The organism is Acetobacteraceae bacterium (assembly GCA_039613835.1).
Taxonomy (GTDB): domain Bacteria; phylum Pseudomonadota; class Alphaproteobacteria; order Acetobacterales; family Acetobacteraceae; genus Sorlinia.
On the sequence record CP154827.1, the window covers coordinates 606,109 to 625,019 of the forward strand.

At 57.4% G+C, this 18,911-nt stretch carries 14 protein-coding genes and 1 pseudogene; 5 read left to right on the forward strand and 10 right to left on the reverse strand.

Translation table 11 applies throughout. From position 1 onward, the window contains the following. The first annotated feature begins 32 nt into the window (after positions 1 to 32). The 5 genes from gyrB (at position 33) to AAYR33_03465 (ending at position 9,369) form a co-directional block, all read left to right on the forward strand. Positions 33 to 2,477: a DNA topoisomerase (ATP-hydrolyzing) subunit B gene (gene gyrB / locus AAYR33_03445; protein XAO72362.1), complete on the forward strand. Its 2,445-nt coding sequence runs from the start codon at positions 33 to 35 to the stop codon at positions 2,475 to 2,477. Continuing rightward, positions 2,467 to 3,285 (forward strand): DUF3108 domain-containing protein, encoded by an 819-nt coding sequence (locus tag AAYR33_03450; GenBank protein ID XAO71991.1) that lies wholly within the window; start codon positions 2,467 to 2,469, stop codon positions 3,283 to 3,285. The genes gyrB and AAYR33_03450 overlap by 11 nt, the downstream gene beginning before the upstream one ends. Positions 3,286 to 3,429: 144 nt before the next feature. Further along, positions 3,430 to 4,776: a bifunctional UDP-N-acetylglucosamine diphosphorylase/glucosamine-1-phosphate N-acetyltransferase GlmU gene (gene glmU / locus AAYR33_03455; protein XAO71992.1), complete on the forward strand. Its 1,347-nt coding sequence runs from the start codon at positions 3,430 to 3,432 to the stop codon at positions 4,774 to 4,776. Then, entirely contained in the window at positions 4,776 to 6,599 is a 1,824-nt protein-coding gene (gene glmS, locus AAYR33_03460) for a glutamine--fructose-6-phosphate transaminase (isomerizing) (protein XAO71993.1), read from the forward strand. The genes glmU and glmS overlap by 1 nt, the downstream gene beginning before the upstream one ends. Before the next feature lie 196 nt (positions 6,600 to 6,795). Beyond that, positions 6,796 to 9,369 carry a cation:proton antiporter gene (locus AAYR33_03465; protein ID XAO71994.1) on the forward strand — a complete coding sequence of 858 codons (2,574 nt, stop codon included), beginning with the start codon at positions 6,796 to 6,798 and terminating at the stop codon, positions 9,367 to 9,369. Positions 9,370 to 9,431: 62 nt separating this feature from the next. Here AAYR33_03465 and AAYR33_03470 read toward each other — a convergent pair whose 3' ends face one another. The 10 genes and pseudogenes from AAYR33_03470 to AAYR33_03515 form a co-directional block, all read right to left on the reverse strand. Continuing rightward, positions 9,432 to 10,862, reverse strand: a complete 1,431-nt coding sequence (locus AAYR33_03470) for an MFS transporter (protein XAO71995.1) — start codon at positions 10,860 to 10,862, stop codon at positions 9,432 to 9,434. A gap of 305 nt (positions 10,863 to 11,167) precedes the next feature. After that, a complete protein-coding gene (locus AAYR33_03475) occupies positions 11,168 to 12,001 on the reverse strand; it encodes an MBL fold metallo-hydrolase (GenBank protein XAO71996.1) in 834 nt (277 codons plus the stop codon). Further along, positions 11,998 to 12,786 carry a TatD family hydrolase gene (locus AAYR33_03480; protein XAO72363.1) on the reverse strand — a complete coding sequence of 263 codons (789 nt, stop codon included), beginning with the start codon at positions 12,784 to 12,786 and terminating at the stop codon, positions 11,998 to 12,000. The genes AAYR33_03475 and AAYR33_03480 overlap by 4 nt, the downstream gene beginning before the upstream one ends. Positions 12,787 to 12,791: 5 nt before the next feature. Next, positions 12,792 to 14,324 carry a methionine--tRNA ligase gene (metG, locus tag AAYR33_03485; GenBank protein ID XAO71997.1) on the reverse strand — a complete coding sequence of 511 codons (1,533 nt, stop codon included), beginning with the start codon at positions 14,322 to 14,324 and terminating at the stop codon, positions 12,792 to 12,794. Continuing rightward, positions 14,321 to 15,259, reverse strand: coding sequence for a DNA polymerase III subunit delta' (locus tag AAYR33_03490; protein XAO71998.1), 939 nt, complete (start codon positions 15,257 to 15,259; stop codon positions 14,321 to 14,323). Before AAYR33_03490 ends, metG begins: the two co-directional genes overlap by 4 nt. Continuing rightward, positions 15,256 to 15,900 (reverse strand): dTMP kinase, encoded by a 645-nt coding sequence (gene tmk, locus AAYR33_03495; protein ID XAO71999.1) that lies wholly within the window; start codon positions 15,898 to 15,900, stop codon positions 15,256 to 15,258. The genes AAYR33_03490 and tmk overlap by 4 nt, the downstream gene beginning before the upstream one ends. Next, positions 15,897 to 17,039 (reverse strand): D-alanyl-D-alanine carboxypeptidase family protein, encoded by a 1,143-nt coding sequence (locus tag AAYR33_03500; GenBank protein ID XAO72364.1) that lies wholly within the window; start codon positions 17,037 to 17,039, stop codon positions 15,897 to 15,899. Before AAYR33_03500 ends, tmk begins: the two co-directional genes overlap by 4 nt. 77 nt (positions 17,040 to 17,116) lie before the next feature. Further along, entirely contained in the window at positions 17,117 to 17,440 is a 324-nt protein-coding gene (locus AAYR33_03505; protein XAO72488.1) for a hypothetical protein, read from the reverse strand. Then, entirely contained in the window at positions 17,386 to 17,913 is a 528-nt protein-coding gene (locus tag AAYR33_03510) for an RlpA-like double-psi beta-barrel domain-containing protein (protein ID XAO72000.1), read from the reverse strand. The genes AAYR33_03505 and AAYR33_03510 overlap by 55 nt, the downstream gene beginning before the upstream one ends. After that, positions 17,894 to 18,874, reverse strand: a pseudogene (locus tag AAYR33_03515) (lytic murein transglycosylase). The gene AAYR33_03510 and the pseudogene AAYR33_03515 overlap by 20 nt, the downstream one beginning before the upstream one ends. Positions 18,875 to 18,911 lie beyond the last annotated feature (37 nt).

Consider the following 18,911-nt stretch of genomic DNA (forward strand, 5'->3'; position numbering starts at 1 on the left):
TCAGGATCACTATGTCCGAACAAAACCCGTCAATGGACCCCTACGGAGAAGGTGACGACTTGAGTGGCCTTGACGGCGATTACGGTGCGTCGTCAATTTCGGTCTTGCGTGGACTTGACGCCGTGCGCAAGCGGCCCGGCATGTATATTGGTGACACGGATGACGGCTCCGGTCTGCATCATATGGTGTTCGAGATCATCGATAATGCCGTTGATGAGGCCCAGGCCGGCTATGCCACGCAATGCACGGTCACGCTGAACGGCGATGGTTCCGTCAGTGTGCGGGATGATGGGCGCGGTATTCCGACGGATGTCCATACAGAGGAGGGGGTGAGCGCGGCAGAGGTCGTGCTGACAAAACTCCATGCTGGCGGCAAATTCAACCAGAACTCCTATAAAGTTTCAGGCGGGCTGCACGGCGTCGGCGCGGCGGTGGTCAATGCGCTTTCGGAATGGATGGAAGTGCGCATCTGGCGAAATGGGCAGGAGCATGTCATCCGCTTCCAGCACGGTGAGCGGGATGCCGCGCTTAGAGTTGTCGGAGAGAGTGATGCGCCGCGTGGCACGCTTGTCACCTTCAAACCGAGCGCCGCAACTTTTGCACGCACGGAATTTGAGCTCGCGATCCTTGAACGCCGTGTGCGTGAGCTTGCCTTCCTCAATTCGGGCCTGCGGATCACGATCCGGGATGAACGTCACGTGGAACCGATTGAGCACGAATTTTTCTTTGAAGGCGGTTTGAAATCCTTCGTGGAATATCTGGACGCTTCCAAATCCTCCCTTTTGCCCGAGCCCATTGTGGGCGCGATTGACCATGCGGAAAGCGGGATACGTGTTGAGTTCGCCATGACGTGGAATGATAGTTTTCATGAGACGATGCTGGCTTTCACCAACAACATTCCGCAGCGTGATGGCGGTGCCCATCTGGCGGGTTTCCGCCAGGCATTGACGCGCGTTGTCGGCAAATATGCGGATGGGTTGTCGAAAAAAGAGTCGGTCGCCCTGACGGGTGAAGATATGCGGGAAGGCATGACGGCCGTTTTGTCCGTCAAAGTGCCTGATCCAAAATTCTCATCTCAGACGAAGGACAAGCTTGTTTCCTCTGAGGTTCAGCCTGTCGTGCATGTCGCGGCGGCGGATGCGATCGGGTTCTGGTTTGAAACCCACCCGAAAGAAGCCAGGGCGGTCCTTTCAAAGGTCGCGGAAGCGGCCGCTGCGCGTGAGGCGGCGCGGCGCGCGCGTGAGCTGACCCGGCGTAAAGGTGTCCTTGACGTTGCTTCCCTGCCGGGCAAACTGGCGGACTGTCAGGAGCGTGCTGCCTCGAAGGCGGAGTTGTTCCTCGTCGAGGGTGACTCCGCCGGCGGGACCGCGAAACAGGGGCGCGATCGGCGCTTCCAGGCAATTTTGCCGCTTCGGGGCAAAATCCTGAATGTGGAGCGCGCGCGGTTTGACCGTATGCTCGGTTCAGCCGAGATCGGTACGCTGGTCACAGCGCTTGGCACGGGTATAGGTCGTGGCGACGTGGATCAGGGCGGGTTTTCTATTGATAAATTGAGATATCATAAAATCGTCATCATGACGGATGCTGACGTTGATGGCTCCCACATCCGCACATTGCTGCTGACATTCTTCTTTCGCCAGATGCCAGAGCTGATTGAGAAGGGATATCTCTACATCGCCCAGCCGCCCCTCTATCGCGCGAAACGCGGCAATGATGAGCGTTATCTCAAAGACGATGCGGCTTTGGAGCATTATCTCCTCGATAAGGCGCTGGGGCAGGCGAAACTTGTCTTTGCTAATGGACGTACTCTGGAAGGCACGGCGCTTCTGGATGAGATGCGTATTATCGGGCGCGTCGCGCAGACTTTACAGAATATGTCGAGCAAAGTGCCGGTCTGGATCCTGGAGCAGGCCTTTATCGCCGATCTGCTGACAATCGACAGCGCCACTTTGCAGACGCGCGCTCCGGTCCTGCAGGAGAGGCTGGATCAATCCTCGCTAGAGAATGAACGCGGCTGGAAAGTCGTGCCTTCTGATAAGGGCGGGCTGCGCTTGGCGCGCTCCGTGCGCAGTGTCGGGGAAGTATATCATCTGGATGCCAATCTGATGCGTTCGGCTGAAGCACGCTGGCTGAATCAGGAGGCACGCGACGTGGCCCGTCATTTCGCTGAACCGGCAACATTGAAAATGGATGGCGGCGAGATCAAGGCGGATGGCCCCGCTAAACTTTTTGAACGCGCCATGGTGCAGGGACGTAAAGGTCTCACCATCAACCGCTTCAAAGGCCTTGGCGAGATGAATAATGAGCAGCTCTGGAATACAACGCTCGACCCTGCAACGCGCATTTTGCTGCAAGTCAAAATCGGGGATGCGGAGGAGGCCGGCCAGGTCTTCTCAACCCTCATGGGTGACGTTGTGGAGCCGCGCCGCGACTTCATTGTGGGCAATGCCCAAAAAGTCGCCAATCTTGACGTCTAGCCGCCGCTACTGCGCCTTTCTCGTCGTCTCGGCGCTGGCCGTGAGCGCTCCGGGCCCGCGCGCCACGGCGGCGACGGCACCCATTTTGGAGACGTCACGTCAGATTGAAGCCGCCTATCGAATTTATGTGCACGGCTTTAATGTGGCGCATGTTTTGGTCAAATATCGCCTGACGCCAATTCATTATGATATCTCGACGGATGTGGACGCGTCGGGGCTGATCAGCCTGTTTTTACGAATGAAAATACAGAGCGCGGCCGAGGGTGCGTTCTCCACCGACTGGGTTTTGCCGCGTCGTTTTGAGAGCGGCGGCTATTCTCGGGGGGCCGAGCGACATATATTGCTGACCTATCAGGACGGACAGCCGGAGATCACCGACCTTACCCCCAGGGAGGCGGACCGTGAGCCTGTGCCGAAGCGGGCGCTCAAGGGCACGCTCGACACGCTTTCAGCGGTCGCGATGCTTCAACATCGTATGTTGATGACGCAAACCTGCAATGGCGCGGCAAATGTTTTTGACGGACTACGGCTGACGGAGATGCAGGTCAAAGGCCCCACCATAGCGGATGTCCCGACAGGTAACCCGCAAAAATATGCCGGGAAAATGCTGCGATGTGATTTTATCGGACGCCAGATTGCCGGCTTCATGCGTAAAACGCCGAACCGCGCGCTATTTTCAGCCCCGTACCCCGGTGCGGCCTGGTTCGATGCGGGTTTGGCAGCACCCCTCATCGTTGTGCGATTTGAGTTCCATCATCCCAAACTGGGCAAAATCATCGCCGTGCTGGATCATTATTCAACGTCCTGACGTTGAAAGAGGCGTTACTGACACCGGCCACCGGTCCGATCCGGCGTGACGGAAATATTCGGAAACGATAAGTGACCGGTAAAAAATTGACGCACTGACCTATCCTTAGTTACCGGAAAACGATATCAATAGGTTGTGGAAACGATGTCGCAAACCCCCTCCGTAACGGGTCATGAAGTCACCGTCATCATCCTGGCTGCCGGGTTGGGCACGCGGATGAAATCCAGCCTGCCCAAGGCCATGCATCCCCTTGGCGGCGTGCCAATGATCGGACTGCTGATCGATAAGGCGGAGCAGATATTTGACCGCATCATTGTGGTGGTCGGTCCGGATATGGACGATATCGCGTCCTGCGTCGCACCTCACAAAATTATTGTGCAGAATGAGCGCGCTGGAACGGGTCATGCGGCGCGCCAGGCAGCGGCGGAATTCGGGGGTGGCGATGTGGCCATTCTCTATGCCGATAACCCCCTTATCTCCGTCCCTCTCATGCGGCAGCTTGTCGCGCCACGCCCTGAAGGTGTGTTGTTGCGTCTTCTCGCCATGCGCCCGAAGGATCCGGGCCATTATGGCCGCCTCGTTACTTCCGGGGGCGACGTGCAGCGCATTATTGAGTGGAAGGACGCAACCGAGGATGAGCGCGCCATTCCCCTTTGCAATGCGGGCATGTTATGCGCGGCCGTGACTGATATGCGCCGCTGGCTGAATGCCCTGACGCATGATAATGCGCAAGGGGAATATTACCTGACCGATGTGGTCGAACAGGCCGCCGGGGAAGGGCGCGTCACATTCATTGAGGGGTCGGAGGCGGAGCTGGCGGGGGTCAATTCCCGTGCCGAGCTGGCGGCAGCGGAACGCATGCTTCAGGAGCAGCTCCGCGCCGCAGCGATGGCGGAAGGGGTCACGTTGGTTGCGCCAGAGACGGTCTTCCTCGCTGCGGACACAGAATTATCACCCGATTGCGTGATTGAACCGCATGTCGTGTTCGGGCCCGGTGTCCGTCTGGGGCGTGGGGTGCATGTGCGTGCGTTTTCACACCTTGAGGGCTGCACCATCGGCGATGACTCACGGATCGGCCCTTTCGCACGCCTCCGTCCTGGCACGGTTTGCGCGGCGGAGACCCATATCGGCAATTTTGTCGAACTGAAAGCGACTCAACTCGGCCAAGGGAGCAAGGTTAATCACCTCTCCTATATCGGCGATGCCGAGATTGGTGCGGGGACCAATATCGGTGCCGGGTCCATCACCTGCAATTATGATGGTAGGTTCAAACATAAGACGTCGATCGGGGATCATGCTTTCATCGGCTCCAATACCATTATGGTGGCCCCGATCCGCATTGGGGACGCCACACTTGTGGCGGCGGGAAGCGTTCTGACTGAAAATGTGGCGGACATGGATTTTGCCGTTGCGCGCGCGCGTCAGGCGACCAAACCAGGTCGCGGTCAGCAGATGCAGAACGCCCTCAAGGCGAAGAAGGAGAAAAGCTGATGTGCGGGATCTGTGGTGTTGTAGGCCATCGCACGGCTTCACCTCTCATCTTCGAATCTTTGAGACGGCTTGAATATCGCGGCTATGACTCCGCGGGCATCGCGACGCTTGATCACGGCCGGATTGATCGCCGCCGCGCGCCGGGCAAGCTCGACCATCTTCAGACTGTGCTTGAGGCGCAGCCCCTCGCGGGGACGACCGGGATCGGCCATACAAGATGGGCGACCCACGGGAAACCGAACGAGCAGAACGCACATCCCCATGCTGTGGGGCAGGTGGCGGTGGTGCATAATGGCATTATCGAAAATTACCAATCCTTGCGTGATGAACTCGTTGCGGAAGGGCGCGTGTTCTCATCTGAAACGGATACGGAAGTTGTCACGCAGCTCATTGACCTGATGATGTCGCGCGGTGCGTCACCGCAGGAGGCCGCGCGGGAGAGTTTGCAGCGCCTTCAGGGCGCCTATGCGCTGGCCATTATCTTCGCCCGCCATGACGGCCTGATTATTGGCGCGCGCCATGGGGCCCCGCTCGCTGTTGGATATGGTGAGGGCGAAATGTTCCTCGGTTCCGACAGTATCGCGCTTGCGCCACTCGCCCAGAAAATCACTTATCTGGATGATGGTGACTGGGTCGTGCTGACACCGCGCTCCGTGCAGATCTTCAATGAAGCGGGGCAGAAGGTCAGGCGCCCGGCGCAGCCCATGGCGCTGATTGCTGGCGCTGTCGGTAAGGATGGCTACCGTCACTATATGGAAAAGGAGCTTCATGAGCATCCTGTTGTGATCGGTCAGACATTGCAGCGTGTGATTGACCCCGTAAGTAAGGCCGTGGCGCTGCCGGAATTTGGTTTTTCTCTGGCCGAGGTGCCGCGCGTTACCATGACCGCATGTGGCTCCGCTTATTACGCGGCCCTTGTCGGGCGCTACTGGCTGGAGGCGGAGGCCCGAATGCCCGTCGATATTGATGTGGCATCCGAGCTTCGCTACCGTGCGCCGCCTTTGACGCCGGGGGGCATGGGACTTCTCATCTCTCAATCCGGTGAAACGGCGGACACATTGGCCGCCCTGCGTCTTTTGCGCCGGTCGGATCAGCGCATCGTCTCTATCTTGAATGTCGAGACCAGCACGATGGGGCGTAACAGCGACGTCACGCTCGGCATGGTTGCGGGGCCGGAAATTTCTGTCGCCAGCACGAAAGCCTTTACCGCGCAGCTCTCCGTCCTCGCCGCGCTGACAATCGCCATGGGTCAGGCGCGCGGTACGATTGAGGCATCGCGGGCTCAACAGATGGTTTCCACTCTTTTCGACCTGCCCTCCCGTGCTGCGGAGGTTTTTCAGCGTGTCGCGGATATTCAGAAAATGGCGGTCATTGTGGCCGAGGCGCGCGATGTCCTTTATCTCGGGCGAGGTGTGTGCTTTCCCATCGCGCTGGAAGGGGCGCTCAAGCTGAAGGAAATCTCCTATATCCATGCTGAGGCCTATGCTGCCGGGGAAATGAAACACGGCCCCATATCTCTCATCGATAAAGACGTGCCGATTGTGGTCATTGCGCCGTCAACGATATTGTTCGATAAGACCCTCTCCAACATCCAGGAGGCGAAAGCCCGTGGCGGGTGCATACTCGCCTTCACGGATGAGAAAGGGGCGGCGCGGCTTTCCGGCATTGCGGAGCAGATGGTTGTGTTGCCGGATGTCGATGCTTTTGTGGCGCCGATCCTCTTCACCATCCCTGTGCAGATCCTCGCTTATGAAGTGGCGCTGCTGAAAGGGACGGATGTCGATCAGCCGCGGAATCTCGCAAAATCCGTGACCGTCGAATAAGCATCATATGGCGATGTGATGGTCCCAGAAGATCTCCCAACCGCCCTTATTTTGAGGGTTGGGACGCCCTTCAGCATGATGTGGAAGGGGTTGAAGTCATGGGGCTCATGTATTCTTAACGGGAACGGGGTTAAAACTCTCACGCTCGTAACCGTTTGATAATAAAGTGAATCGATAAGCGGGAGATATTTAAGGAATGATGGTCACGGGTCTGGCAGCCATTATATTGGTGCTGGCGCTCCTTTTGGCATTGATTAGTTTCGTGCAGCCTTTGGCGCAGCGCCTTGGCGTGTCCGAAACGGTCCTGCTTGCCGTTGTGGGGATTTTAATCGGGTTGTTCGCGGATCTCGTCCTGCGTTCAACGTCGATCGAGATATTCAATGGCGCGGCCGAGGCCATTCTCGATTTCCCGATCAATAGTGAAGCTTTTCTGCTGATATTCCTGCCGATCCTCGTTTTTCAGGGGGCGCTGGCGATCGATGTCCGGCGCCTTGCGCATGAGACATCGACCGTCCTGCTGCTGGCCGTCCTCGCCGTGGTGGTGTCAACAGCGACAATCGGCTTTTCACTTTATCCTTTTGCGGGGCAATCCTTCGTTATCTGTCTTCTGCTCGGTTCAATCGTCGCGACGACGGACCCTTCCGCCGTTGCGGGGATTTTCCGGGATGTCGGCGCGTCCTCACGTTTGACACGCCTTGTTGAGGGGGAGGCCCTGCTCAATGATGCGGCGGCGATCTCCATTTTCTCCATTCTGCTCTCCTCCGTCGCATCCCATCACCACATTCAGTTTGGTGAGACCGTCGTTAATTTTGCCATGTCCTTTACCGGTGCCATCATGGTCGGTGTCGCATTTGCGCGTCTGACTCTGATGATCATCACTGGGCTCGGTGCATCGGCCGCCGCTGAAATCACGTTGACTCTAGCGTTGCCCTACGTCGTTTACATCATCTGCGACGAGTTTTTCGGTTTTTCAGGTGTGGTGGCGACGGCTTCAGCCGGGCTAACACTCTCTGTTTACGGGCCTTCAACCTTTCGCCCGCAAGTTTGGCGCTTCCTTAATGAGTTGTGGCAGCAGCTTTTATTCTGGGCAGGCTCACTGGTTTTCCTGCTTGCTTCCATGCTGATACCGCGTTTGCTGATCGGGATGACGCGCTGGGATTGCGTGTTGATTCTGATCGCCTCTGTCGCCGGATTATTGGCGCGCGGCGCAGTGGTGTTCGGGATGCTGCCCTTGCTGGAAATGCTCAAAGTGTCACCCCCGGTACCGCTGCCGTTTAAAACGACGATGGTCTGGGGCGGGCTGCGTGGCGCGATCACTTTGGCTCTGGCGCTGGCCGTAACGGAAAATCAACGTGTCAGCGGCAGCGTCGCCCATTTTGTCGGCGTCGTTGCCACAGGCTTCGTCCTGATCACGCTTTTCCTCAATGGGACGACGTTGCGCTATCTCGTCGTTTTCTTTGAGCTTGATCAGCTTTCTCCCATCAATAAGGCGTTGCGCCATCAGGTGCTCAGCAGCGGTTTGCGCCATATTGCCGAGCGCACGCACGGCCTTGCGGAGGAGCTCGGTTTCGCGCGCGGGACGCAGCGGACCATTCTCGGCCATATCAATCGGCGCGCGGAGGAGGAAAGTGAAGCCAACACATTCGACACCGCCTTGGGTGACCGGCAACGCGTGACATTGGCATTGATCACCATCGCCAACCAAGAGAGGTCACTTCTGCTTGATCTGTTCCGTATTCAGGGCCTCTCTCGACGGGTGATGGAAACACTCCTGCGTTCGGCTGAGGCCATGGTGGAGGGCGCGCGGCTTGAAGGTCGTTACGGCTATGTCCGTGCGCGCCGCCGCCGCCTGCGCCCGACCTGGCGATTTCGGATTGCGCAGATGCTGCATCAATATCTGCATATTGACCGACCTTTGATGACCTGCATGTCTGAGCGGTTTGAGATGCTGGTGATTACGCACCTTGTCTCGATTTCTCTTTCCCGCTTCATGAAGCATCGGCTGGAGCCGACATTGGGTATTCGTCTCAGTGAAATCGTTTCTGAGGTTCTTGGGCGACAGCGCCGCATGTTGGATGATGCACTGGAGATGCTCCGCGTGCATTATCAGGGTTACTCTGAAGCGCTTGAAAGCCGCATCCTTCATCAGATTTCCCTCCGTCTTGAGGGGGAGGAGTATGATGAACTTCTTTCCGATAATCTTATCACGGAGGAGGTCCATCGAGAGCTCTATCGTGACACGGAAAAACGGCGTGAGCGCCTGAGTAAACCGCTGCGCTTTGACCTGAAAAGTGGTATTTCCCAACGATTGCGCGAACTCCCGGCTTTGCGCGGTGTGCCGGATGGCGTCGTACATAATCTGTCCATGAATATTTCACTGCGCTTTGTGTCTCCAGGCGAGGAATTACTACGTCGCGGGCGCAAGGTGCGCACGGTTTATGCCGTTGTCGCCGGCCTCGCGGAAATGCATATTTCAGAACATGACATCCAGTTTGGCGCCGGGGATCTGATCGGTGCGGATATGCTGCTCTCCAATCAGCCAGCTCCGGGGACGATCCGCGCTGTTCAGTTCGGGCATCTCCTTTCCATCCCGGCGCATGTTTTCAAGCGGCTCGTGGATGATTACCCGATTGTCAGGCGCTCTCTTGAGGTGCGCGCGACCGAAAGACTGGGCACGCCTCAGGATATTGCGCTGGTTCTGGGCGGTGCGACGCACACAGAGGATGAGGTGCGCGACGCGGCTGTCGGGTCCGGTGAGGTGGATTGTTAAGGGTGAGCTGACGTCCGCCCTGGGCGCTCCCAGCGTGCAAAGCCGGGAGCGTATCAATCGGGTCAGGGCAAGGACGGTTGCCGCACCTTTAGACTCACATCGATGGATGCGTCTTCCCTAAAGACATCCCGGAATGCCAGATAAATCGTGATGAACATGACCGCCCCTACGATCGAGGCGGCCATATGCAGTCCCCAGAAGGGGATGCTGCCCATTGCGACCAAAAGTGAGGCGAGGCGCCCTGCGAGAAGCTGGCTGAGGAAAGAGCTGAAAGGGTAGAAAGAGATCACACTTGTCCTGATGGGGCCGGGTGCAAGCTTGGCGACAAGCGCCATGCCGGTCGCCTGAGAGAGGCCAAACCCGAAATCATTGAAGAAATGAAAGGCAACCGCCCACCAGAGATTGACCTCATGCAGGCCCGGCCCGAAATAAGCGCCGGCCATAAGAGCGAGGGGCCCCAGGGGCGTGATAATGCCGCCAATAACGACTTTCGCCATCTCCTCCGGCACGCGTCGATAACGCCCCCAGACGCGCCAGAGCCAAAGGATCATGAACCCGGTCGCGACACTCGCAATACCGTCAAGTGAGATCAGGGACGAGACGGGGAGGACGTAACCGAATAATGAGAGGGCAAAATGCTGGCCACCCCATAATTCATAGGCGCTCATCATCTGGCTGTTCGGCACGCTGCTAACGGCGAGCGCCGGTAGAAACAGCACGATCATCAGAAGCGCCCTCCTGTCATTCCGCGACAAAGCGATGCGGACACCCTTCTGGTGACGGGACGAGGCTTTTGGGAGGTGCTTCCAGCCAAGCCAGTAAAACAGCGCACCAAGCGGCGCGCCGAGGCTTAAAACGAGGAAGGCGGGGCCCCATCCGTAATATTTCTCCGTCAGTCCGCCCGCGAGAGGGGCGATAATACCGGTAAATTGCAGGCCGAGGCAGAATATCTGATAGCCATCTGATCGCCGTGGATCATCATGATCATAAAGCTGCCCAAGCTGCGCGGGAAGCATGGCCCTGATCAGCCCGAAGCCAAGTATCAAAGACAGCAGCGCGAAGAGAAAAGTCGCACTCGACGCCAAAAGAAGAAACCCGGCGCAGATCAGCACCATGCCGATGATGAAGGCATTTCGAAAGCCGAGGAGCAGGTCAATGATGATCCCGGCCGCGATGGGCCATAAAAAGGCGCACATTAGATAGGCGCTGGAAATCTCAGCCGCGAGCCCCGACGTCGATGTTGTGCCAAAAATCCATTGTAAAAGCTGGGAGAAAGGCCCCAGCCCGATCACGGTTGACGCGATATCGGGACGCAAGATGTAATCGGCAGCGTAAAGCACAAGGAGGGCGCCGAAACCATAGAGGCAATAGGCAACCCAAGCCTCGCACAATGTGATGGCCATCAGGCCGCGGGGCTGTTTGGCAGGGCTGCGTTTTTCCGGAAGGGAAGGGGAGAAGATTTCGACGGGCTCGTCCGGAAAATTTTCGGTCACGAAGGCTTCCCTGTGTCTGATGAAGTCGTTTCGGATACGTTATGCGTTTTTTAAACCGAATCGCTCGGGAAGGGAAGGCAGGAGGCACCGTGCCTTGTTGCATGAAGGGCGACATGATGATTCGCGCGTCTCCAGCCCCAGCCCCAGCCCCAGCCCCACGCCATAACACGCGCGGATATCAGCCCGATAAGATATATTATGCCAACTAGATCAGGAAAATCTAAATCTAATCACAAAAATCGCCTACCGTTAAAATGTTCCAAATCGAAACTTCTCTCCCCCGCTCTTCGAGGCTTAGAGAAACCTTAGTTTCCGCCCCCTCGCCTGATCCCCCATTTTGCGTCCCCCCCGGGGGGGACGTCGAACGTCATTGAATCGTAAGCGGGTTCCATGCCGGGGGGCAGTTCCTGCGCGAGCGAGCCGTAACTCAGGCCCGGGCCCATATGGGTCAGGATCACCCGTGAGGGCTTGATTTCCGCACGCCATCTCAGCACGTCGTCAAGACAGGCATGCGCAACATGCGGGTCACGCTGGAGGCACCCGACAACCCAGGTTTCGACGCCGCGCAAAGCTTCGATCGCGTCTTCAGGCAGATGTTCCACATCCGTGCTATAAGCGAAATTTCCGATGCGCAGCCCTAATGTCGCCACCTTATAATGACGCTGCGCAAAAAAAGTGACGCCAGTCCCGTTAATGGCAATCGTTTCGGGCGCTGAAACAGGTTGTGGCGCCGGCACAGGGCGGAAAAATTCGCCGCCAGACCATGTTTCAAAGGCATAAGAGAAGCGCATTTGCATTGATTTAAGGACGTCTGGGGACGCATAAAGCGGTAATGGGCGTTGAATGACGCGGTTGATCCCACGTATATCGTCAAAGCCGCCGATATGGTCAGCATGTTCATGCGTGACGATCAGGGCGTCAATATCTGCAATATGGTTGCGCAACAATTGCGCACGCAAATCCGGGCCGCAATCAACAAGCAGCCGCGTCCCCTCATCCGTTTCAATGACGATAGAGGAGCGCGTGCGCGTATCTCGCGGATCTTGCGGATTACATGCGCCCCATATGCCGCCCTCTCTCGCTCCGCCGATCATGGGGACGCCGCCGGAAGGCCCACATCCAAGAATGGTGATCTTCATGCCGCTTTCTTGAACAAGCTATAGAAGTTCGCGGTCGTCCGGGCAGCGAGTTGCTCCGGCGCGATACCCCGCAACTCAGCCAGACGCGACGCCGTATAGGTCACATAGGCTGGGGTGTTCGGCTTACCGCGTTTCGGGACGGGGGCCAGATAGGGGCTGTCAGTCTCCACCAAAAGCCGATTTTCCGGGATGGAGCGGGCGATTTCCTGCAAGGTTTCAGTCTTGCGGAAAGTGATGATGCCGGAAAAACTGATATACCCACCCAGCTTGAGCGCTGTCTCAGCCAATTTCATGCCCGACGCGAAGCAATGCAGCAAAAATGGGAAGGTCCCATTGCGGCGAGTCTCATCTTCCAAAATGCGCGTCACGTCATGATCAGCATCGCGCGCGTGGATGATCAGCGGCAGTCCTGTCATGCGGGCGGCGGCAATATGGGTGCGAAAAAACTTTTCCTGAAGCGTGCGCGCGGACTCATCGCCATGGAAAAAATCAAGCCCGGTCTCACCAATCCCGATGACGGCAGGGTGATCGCAGCGTTCGGCGATCTCTTCAGCGGTAGCAAAGGGCACGTCCTGCACGGCGTCAGGGTGAGTACCCAGACTGCACCATATTTTAAGGTCCGGCTGACTATGGCGCGTCAGGTCGATTTGCGTTTGCGCCTTTGAAAATTCGGTGCCGATTGTCACCATGCCCGAAAGCTGTTCGGCCAGAGCCTGGTCAAGCACTTCCGTGAGTTCGTCAACACGATCAAGATGGCAATGAGAGTCAATAAGCCCGGAAACCATCGGCGTCACGTCCCCTCTTCCACAAATCTCGGGAAGAGGCCCTGAGGCGCGGGCAGCTCTGCATCAATGTCACCATGTGCTAGGTCAGATAATTGACGCGCATTCTGAGAGATGCCGAGTTGCGTCAGTAATTTATCCATTGTCCCCGGCATATACGGTTGCAGGACGATGGCGATGTGGCGCAAAGCCTCATAAAGAGTGCGCAGAACCGTGCCCATTCGGGCAGGATCTGTCTTTTTGAGAACCCAGGGCGCCTGGTGATCAATATAGGCATTACAGGCGCGCACCACTTTCCAGACGGCCTCCAGCCCATCCGTCAGGGCAAAGCGGGCAACATGCTGCCGCAGGAGGTCCGGCAGAAGCGAGGATTGCGCCAATAAATCGCGATCATCTTTCTGCATTTCGCCCCACTCCGGTAATTTCCCACCGAAATGGCGGTTGATCTGCGTCAGGGTCCGCTGCGCCAGATTGCCGAGCCCGTTGGCGAGTTCCACATTGATGCGGTTGATCAGGGATTTGCGGCTCAGATCCGAGTCACCCCCGAAAGGCACTTCCCGCATCATGAAGAAGCGAACCGCATCGACGCCAAATTCTGAAGCAAGGTCCCGGGGGTTAATGACATTGCCCAGAGATTTACTCATCTTCTGACCTTCGATCGTCCACCAGCCATTGGCGAAAAGGGCGTCCGGCAGATCCAGCCCCGCGGCCATCAGGAAAGCGGGCCAGAAAACTGCATGGAAGCGGATGATGTCCTTACCCACAATATGCGCATTGGCGGGCCAGAACGTCATCCCCTCACTTTGCATATCGGGATAACCGAGGGCGGAAAGGTAATTTGCCAGCGCGTCGAACCAGACATACATGACATGTTTCGGGTCATCCGGTACGGGGATACCCCAGGAGAAGCTTGTCCGGCTGATGGAAAGGTCCCGCAGGCCCGATTTGACGAAACTGATGATTTCCTTCCGGCGTCCTGCCGGCCTGAGGAAATGCGGTTTCGCCTCATAAAGGGCGAGTAATCTGCCCTGAAAGGCAGAAAGGCGGAAAAAATAGGATTCTTCCTTGACCCACGTGACAGGCGCACCGCTGGGGGCGATATGGGTGCCATCCTCCAGCAGGGTGATCTCATCCTCACTGTAAAAACATTCATCTCTCAGCGCGTACCAGCCCTCATAGGCGCCAAGGTAGATATGGTCATTCTCCGCAACCTGACGCCAAAGGGCCTGCGCCGCGTCTTTATGCCGTGCCTCCGTCGTGCGGATGAAACGATCATAAGAAATGGCCATGGCATCCGCCATGTCCTTGAAATTGCGGGAAATGCCGTTGACAAATTCCAAGGTGGACTGACCTGCCTGGGCGGCAGCCTGTTCAACTTTCTGACCGTGCTCATCCGTGCCGGTCAAGAAAAACACCTCCCGCCCGTCAAGACGGTGAAAGCGCGCGATGATATCGGCCGCAACAGATGTATAAGCGTGCCCGATATGAGGCGCGCCATTCACGTAATAAATCGGCGTGGTAACATAATATCGCGACGTCATAATCTGCCTATCATCGCAGCGGCTTTGAGAGCTGCCAGTGTCCTATCGAGATTGAAGCGGTCGGTCTCATGCCGCAAATATATCAGCTTCTGATAGATTTCCGCTGCCCGGTTTGCCGCGCTTTGATCCCCTTTGTGACTGAAAGTCAGCGACGCGTCCCGGATGCGCTCCTGTAGCAAATCGCAGAAGGTGGAAAAACCCCTCTCCTCTTTCGCGATACGCTCCGCTTGGGCAGGCGATATGGAGTGGGATGCGCCGGAAGCGAGCTCTTCCACGATCTGCGTCAGATCCTCATGATGGCGGGAGGCCAGTTCCAGCGCATATCCCGGCCGGCCCTTCGCCTGGGAGATCAGGCGCTGATTCGTATCCGGGTCCGTCAATTGATGTCGTGCGAGAAAAACCAGCATGTCCGCATCCTGTAATGGATGAAGGAAGAGCTTGTGGCAGCGACTCCGGATGGTGGGGATGACGGCCGCCGCATTATCGGCGGTGATGAAAAATACCGTTTTTTCAGGAGGTTCTTCCAGAAGCTTCAATAAAGCATTGACCGCGAAATTATTGAGCAGATCACCCCCCGCGACGATGACGACCCGCCAGCCGCCCTCCGCGGCTGTGTGATGCAAAAGTTGTTGCACGGGCTTGATGTCTGCGGCGACGATGGTCTGGCTCTCCCCCCCCTTCCCGGTGCTCGCCCAGCGCGTAATCACCAGAAGGTCGCCATGCGTGCCCGCCTCAAAACGGCGGGATATCGCGCTTTGGGGGTCCGTCGCGTTTAACAGGGTTCTGGCAAAAAACAGGGCCAGCGTGGTTTTGCCGATCTGGGGCGTTCCCGTGATGAGCCATGCATGATGGAGCCTGCCGGATCGTCGGGCGGCCTCAAATTGCTGGATCGCGGCATCATGCCCGACAATATCGCGCGCCCTGTTTTTGATCATTGCGCCGCGCCCTCGCGTAACGCCATGATTTTGCGAAATAAAATACGGCTTAGCGCATCCGCATCGCCCGCCGCATCAATGGGTTCGATCCGTTCCGGCTCCTGCTTCTGAATTTTGTCGAAGCCTTGCCGAACGCGGTCATGAAACGCGGCGCCCCTCTCCTCATAACGATCCGTGCGGCCCTTCCGCCTGGCGAGACGCTGCGCCGCCACCTTTGGCGGAACATTGAAAAGGAACGTCTTATCCGGCTCGAAAGCAATGAGTCGCCGCGCATCCTCGATGAATTTCAGGAGGTCAGCTGCGCCATCATCCGCGCCGTAACCCTGATAGGCGATGGTGGAGTGATGATAGCGATCACAGAGGACGAGTTTCCCTGCCTCACAGGCAGGCCTGATGATCTGATCCACATGGTCGGCCCGTGCAGCCATATGGAGGAGGACTTCCGACCGCGCGGAAAAGGCGACATCGCTGAATAAGATGGTGTTGCGTAGTAACTCCCCCCCGGCACTGCCCCCCGGCTCCCGCGTGGTGATGAAGGGAACGCCTTGTTTTTCAAGCAATTTCGCGACGAGGCTGAGTTGCGTCGATTTACCGCACCCCTCCCCGCCTTCCAGGGTGATGAAAACCCCGCGCCTCTTCACTGCGTGGTGCCGTTTGCAAGGCCAAGGCGCCGCGAGGCACGCCCAAGCAGGCCAAGGCGTGCCACAGCGTGGTCAGCCAACAGGGGCAGGCGTATTTCCTTCATGCCCGGGACTGTAAAGACGAGCGCGCCGCAGCTTTGTCCCGCCGATATCGGCGCGATCAGCGGTGACGCATAGGTGATGGAGAGGTGATCATGCGCGCGCCAATTGCGTGGCAGCGTCAGGTGTATATCTGACGGCGCGACGAGGGGCAGATTATCCTCAACCCCCATCCAGACAGGCGCATGATCCACCACGTCACCCTTGCTGAAAATTGTCACATTCTCAAACTCAGCGAAGGTCCAATCCAACACGCGCGCCGTCTCCCGTGCACGAACATTCATGGATGTCATGCCATTCAGGGTGACGACGACGCGCCGCCCGTGGCGGTCCGAACTGACGCACATGCCGAAGCCGCCTGCATCCGTGTGTCCCGTTTTGAGCCCGTCCGCAAGGCCCTTATCGACGAGCGTATTCCGGTTTCCCTGCTTGATATGATTGAAGGCGAATTCCTTCTCGGAGAAGAAATGATAATATTCCGGGTAATCCCGGATGAGATGCATGGCGAGGATCGTCGTATCACGCGCTGACATATAATGGTCAGGGTCAGGCCATCCGGTGCAGTTGGTGAAATGCGTGTTCTCCATTTTCATCCGGCTGGCCATCTGATTCATCAGAGTGACAAATTGCTCTTCAGACGCCGCGATACCCTCCGCCAGAACAATGCACGCATCATTGCCGGACTGGATCAACATGCCCTGGATCAGTTTGCCCACCTCAACCGTCTCACCGAGCGGCACAAACATTTTGGAGCCCTGCATACGCCAGGCTTTTTCACTGACCGGGAGATTTTGAGATAGAGTCAGGCGGCCGGATTTCAGCATCCCGAACACGATGTATGTCGTCATTATTTTCGTGAGGGAGGATGGCGGCATATGGGCGTCGGCTGATTTGGACATTAATGTCGCGCCCGTCTCAAAATCCATCACGCAGGCCCATCTGGCATTGACATTGACTGGCCCGACCGGAGTCTCCGCCGGGGTGGTGAGCTCCGGGTCCGGCACGGTTTCCTTGGCCGGCAAGGGGACCTTCCGGGCCATTGCGGGGCCCGCGATAATGAGAGCAGCTGCGGCAGCCGAACTGCCGAGAAGAAAACGTCGAGTGGGCACGTGACTTCCTATCTAACCAAGAGGCGTGGATTACTGATGCCACATTTCTGGGCACGACTCTGCGCGTCGTCGGTTTTCTCTACCGTGAGGAATGGCCCGTAAACAACCTGCCATGCGGGATTGACGCCGTCTCCGGCATCCCGCGTGACAAGGGCCTGGCAGCGTGTCGCGACGCGCGCAGCGACACGCTGTTGGTAGAAAGATCCAAGAACAACATAATAATCAATAGGATAGACAGGTTTCTGAATGTAAGTCTGCGGTAAGGCTTCGGCCACGCTCAGCGCTTTCTGCGACTTGCTGCGTTCGGGTGACGCAATACCGAGATCGGGCATGGTCGCCGAATCATAACCCAAAGCGGCATTTTGCTGACGGACCAACGTGATCCGCACGGGCGTCGGGCTTTTCCCATGCCCAGTATTCGCGCCACAGCTGGCGTGACGGCAAGGATGCGCCGCCCATCCTCAGGGCCGCGATCATTGAGGCGAATTTTGACAGCCCGGCCATTGGATAAATTCTCCACCCAGACTAAGGCTGGAAGCTGCAATGTTTGATGCGCGCCCGTCATGGCGGAGGCGGACCAAATTTCCCCATCCGGCAATCGGGTGTTTCCCGGCCACGTATAGGTTTGGGTGATGCCCGTCTCGCGATATTCCGTTCTGGCTTCGGGGTAAAACCAGCGATCAAGCCCCTTCCAGACCTTACCGAGTGCCGGATGCAAGCTTGCTTGAGGAGGCGCCTCCGCATCGTGACAGCTCGTCAGAATGACCAGCGTGACCAGCGCAGCCTCATGTTCGCGAAGCTTCATCAGCACTCAGACCCGTTGCAAGCGCATAGAAATCCGCCGGGTTATAATGGTGGATCGTCATGAAATTATTATAGACCAAAAAACCGGATGGGAAGCCGGAAACGGTAACCTCTCCCGTCGGAATGATTGCGCCCATACCCGAATCCGGGGGCAGGGCCGCGCCATTCGCGCCTATGACGCCAGCTTGTGACCATTGCTGATTAGTGGCGCGATGCCGTCGCCCCAGCTGGCCCACCGGCAGTGGCTTCGTCATCGTCACGGCGTAACCCCACCGTTGGCCACGCTGCCAGCCATAATGATGCAGAAAATTCGCGATAGAAGCGAAAACATCCGCCCGGCTGTGCCAGATATCAGGGACGCCATCCTCGTCACCATCCGCGGCAAATCTGAGATAGGCGCTCGGCATGAATTGCGGCTGCCCCATCGCCCCGGCATAGGAGCCTGTCATGTCGGCGGCGCGAAACCCCTTCCGGTCGAGAATATGCAGGGCCTGGATCAGTTCGGTGCGGAAAAAGTGCCGCCGCCCTTCATAAGCCAATGTCGCCAAGGCATCGAAGATATTGAATTTTCCCATCTTCCTGCCGAAGGAAGACTCAAGCCCCTAGATCGCGATGATGAGTTCGGGATCAACGTCATATTTGTCGGAAATAGGTTTAAGAACATCGCGCTGCGCGGACATGTTGATGCGCGCTTTCTCGAATGTGTCTTTCGTCAGCACGAGCTTTTGGTAGGCGTGCCATGTCAGCGTGCCCTCCGGCTGACGACGGTCACGGGCGATAACGTTGCGATTAGGCGTTTTGAGGCCGGAGAACGCATCATCAATCACGTCATCGCGTATGCCCTCCGCGCGTGCGGCGTTTCTGACATTATTCAGAAAAGCCCCATAGGTGGGTGATGCCCGTCCCGTAACCCTGGCGGCATGGGCGCGGGTGCTCAGGGCAGCGAGGCTTCCGGCAAGCATCAAGCGACGATTAAGGATTGAATTTCCTTCATTTTGC

Coding starts and splice junctions, on each gene's coding strand:
- AAYR33_03500 (XAO72364.1), bottom strand. CDS start 17,039: ATGGCCCGGAAGGTCCCCTTGCCGGCCAAGGAAACCGTGCCGGACCCG.
- AAYR33_03475 (XAO71996.1), bottom strand. CDS start 12,001: ATGAAGATCACCATTCTTGGATGTGGGCCTTCCGGCGGCGTCCCCATG.
- AAYR33_03490 (XAO71998.1), bottom strand. CDS start 15,259: ATGATCAAAAACAGGGCGCGCGATATTGTCGGGCATGATGCCGCGATC.
- glmS (XAO71993.1), top strand. CDS start 4,776: ATGTGCGGGATCTGTGGTGTTGTAGGCCATCGCACGGCTTCACCTCTC.
- AAYR33_03510 (XAO72000.1), bottom strand. CDS start 17,913: ATGAAGCTTCGCGAACATGAGGCTGCGCTGGTCACGCTGGTCATTCTG.
- AAYR33_03505 (XAO72488.1), bottom strand. CDS start 17,440: ATGCCCGATCTCGGTATTGCGTCACCCGAACGCAGCAAGTCGCAGAAA.
- AAYR33_03465 (XAO71994.1), top strand. CDS start 6,796: ATGATGGTCACGGGTCTGGCAGCCATTATATTGGTGCTGGCGCTCCTT.
- metG (XAO71997.1), bottom strand. CDS start 14,324: ATGACGTCGCGATATTATGTTACCACGCCGATTTATTACGTGAATGGC.
- gyrB (XAO72362.1), top strand. CDS start 33: ATGGACCCCTACGGAGAAGGTGACGACTTGAGTGGCCTTGACGGCGAT.
- glmU (XAO71992.1), top strand. CDS start 3,430: ATGTCGCAAACCCCCTCCGTAACGGGTCATGAAGTCACCGTCATCATC.
- AAYR33_03480 (XAO72363.1), bottom strand. CDS start 12,786: ATGGTTTCCGGGCTTATTGACTCTCATTGCCATCTTGATCGTGTTGAC.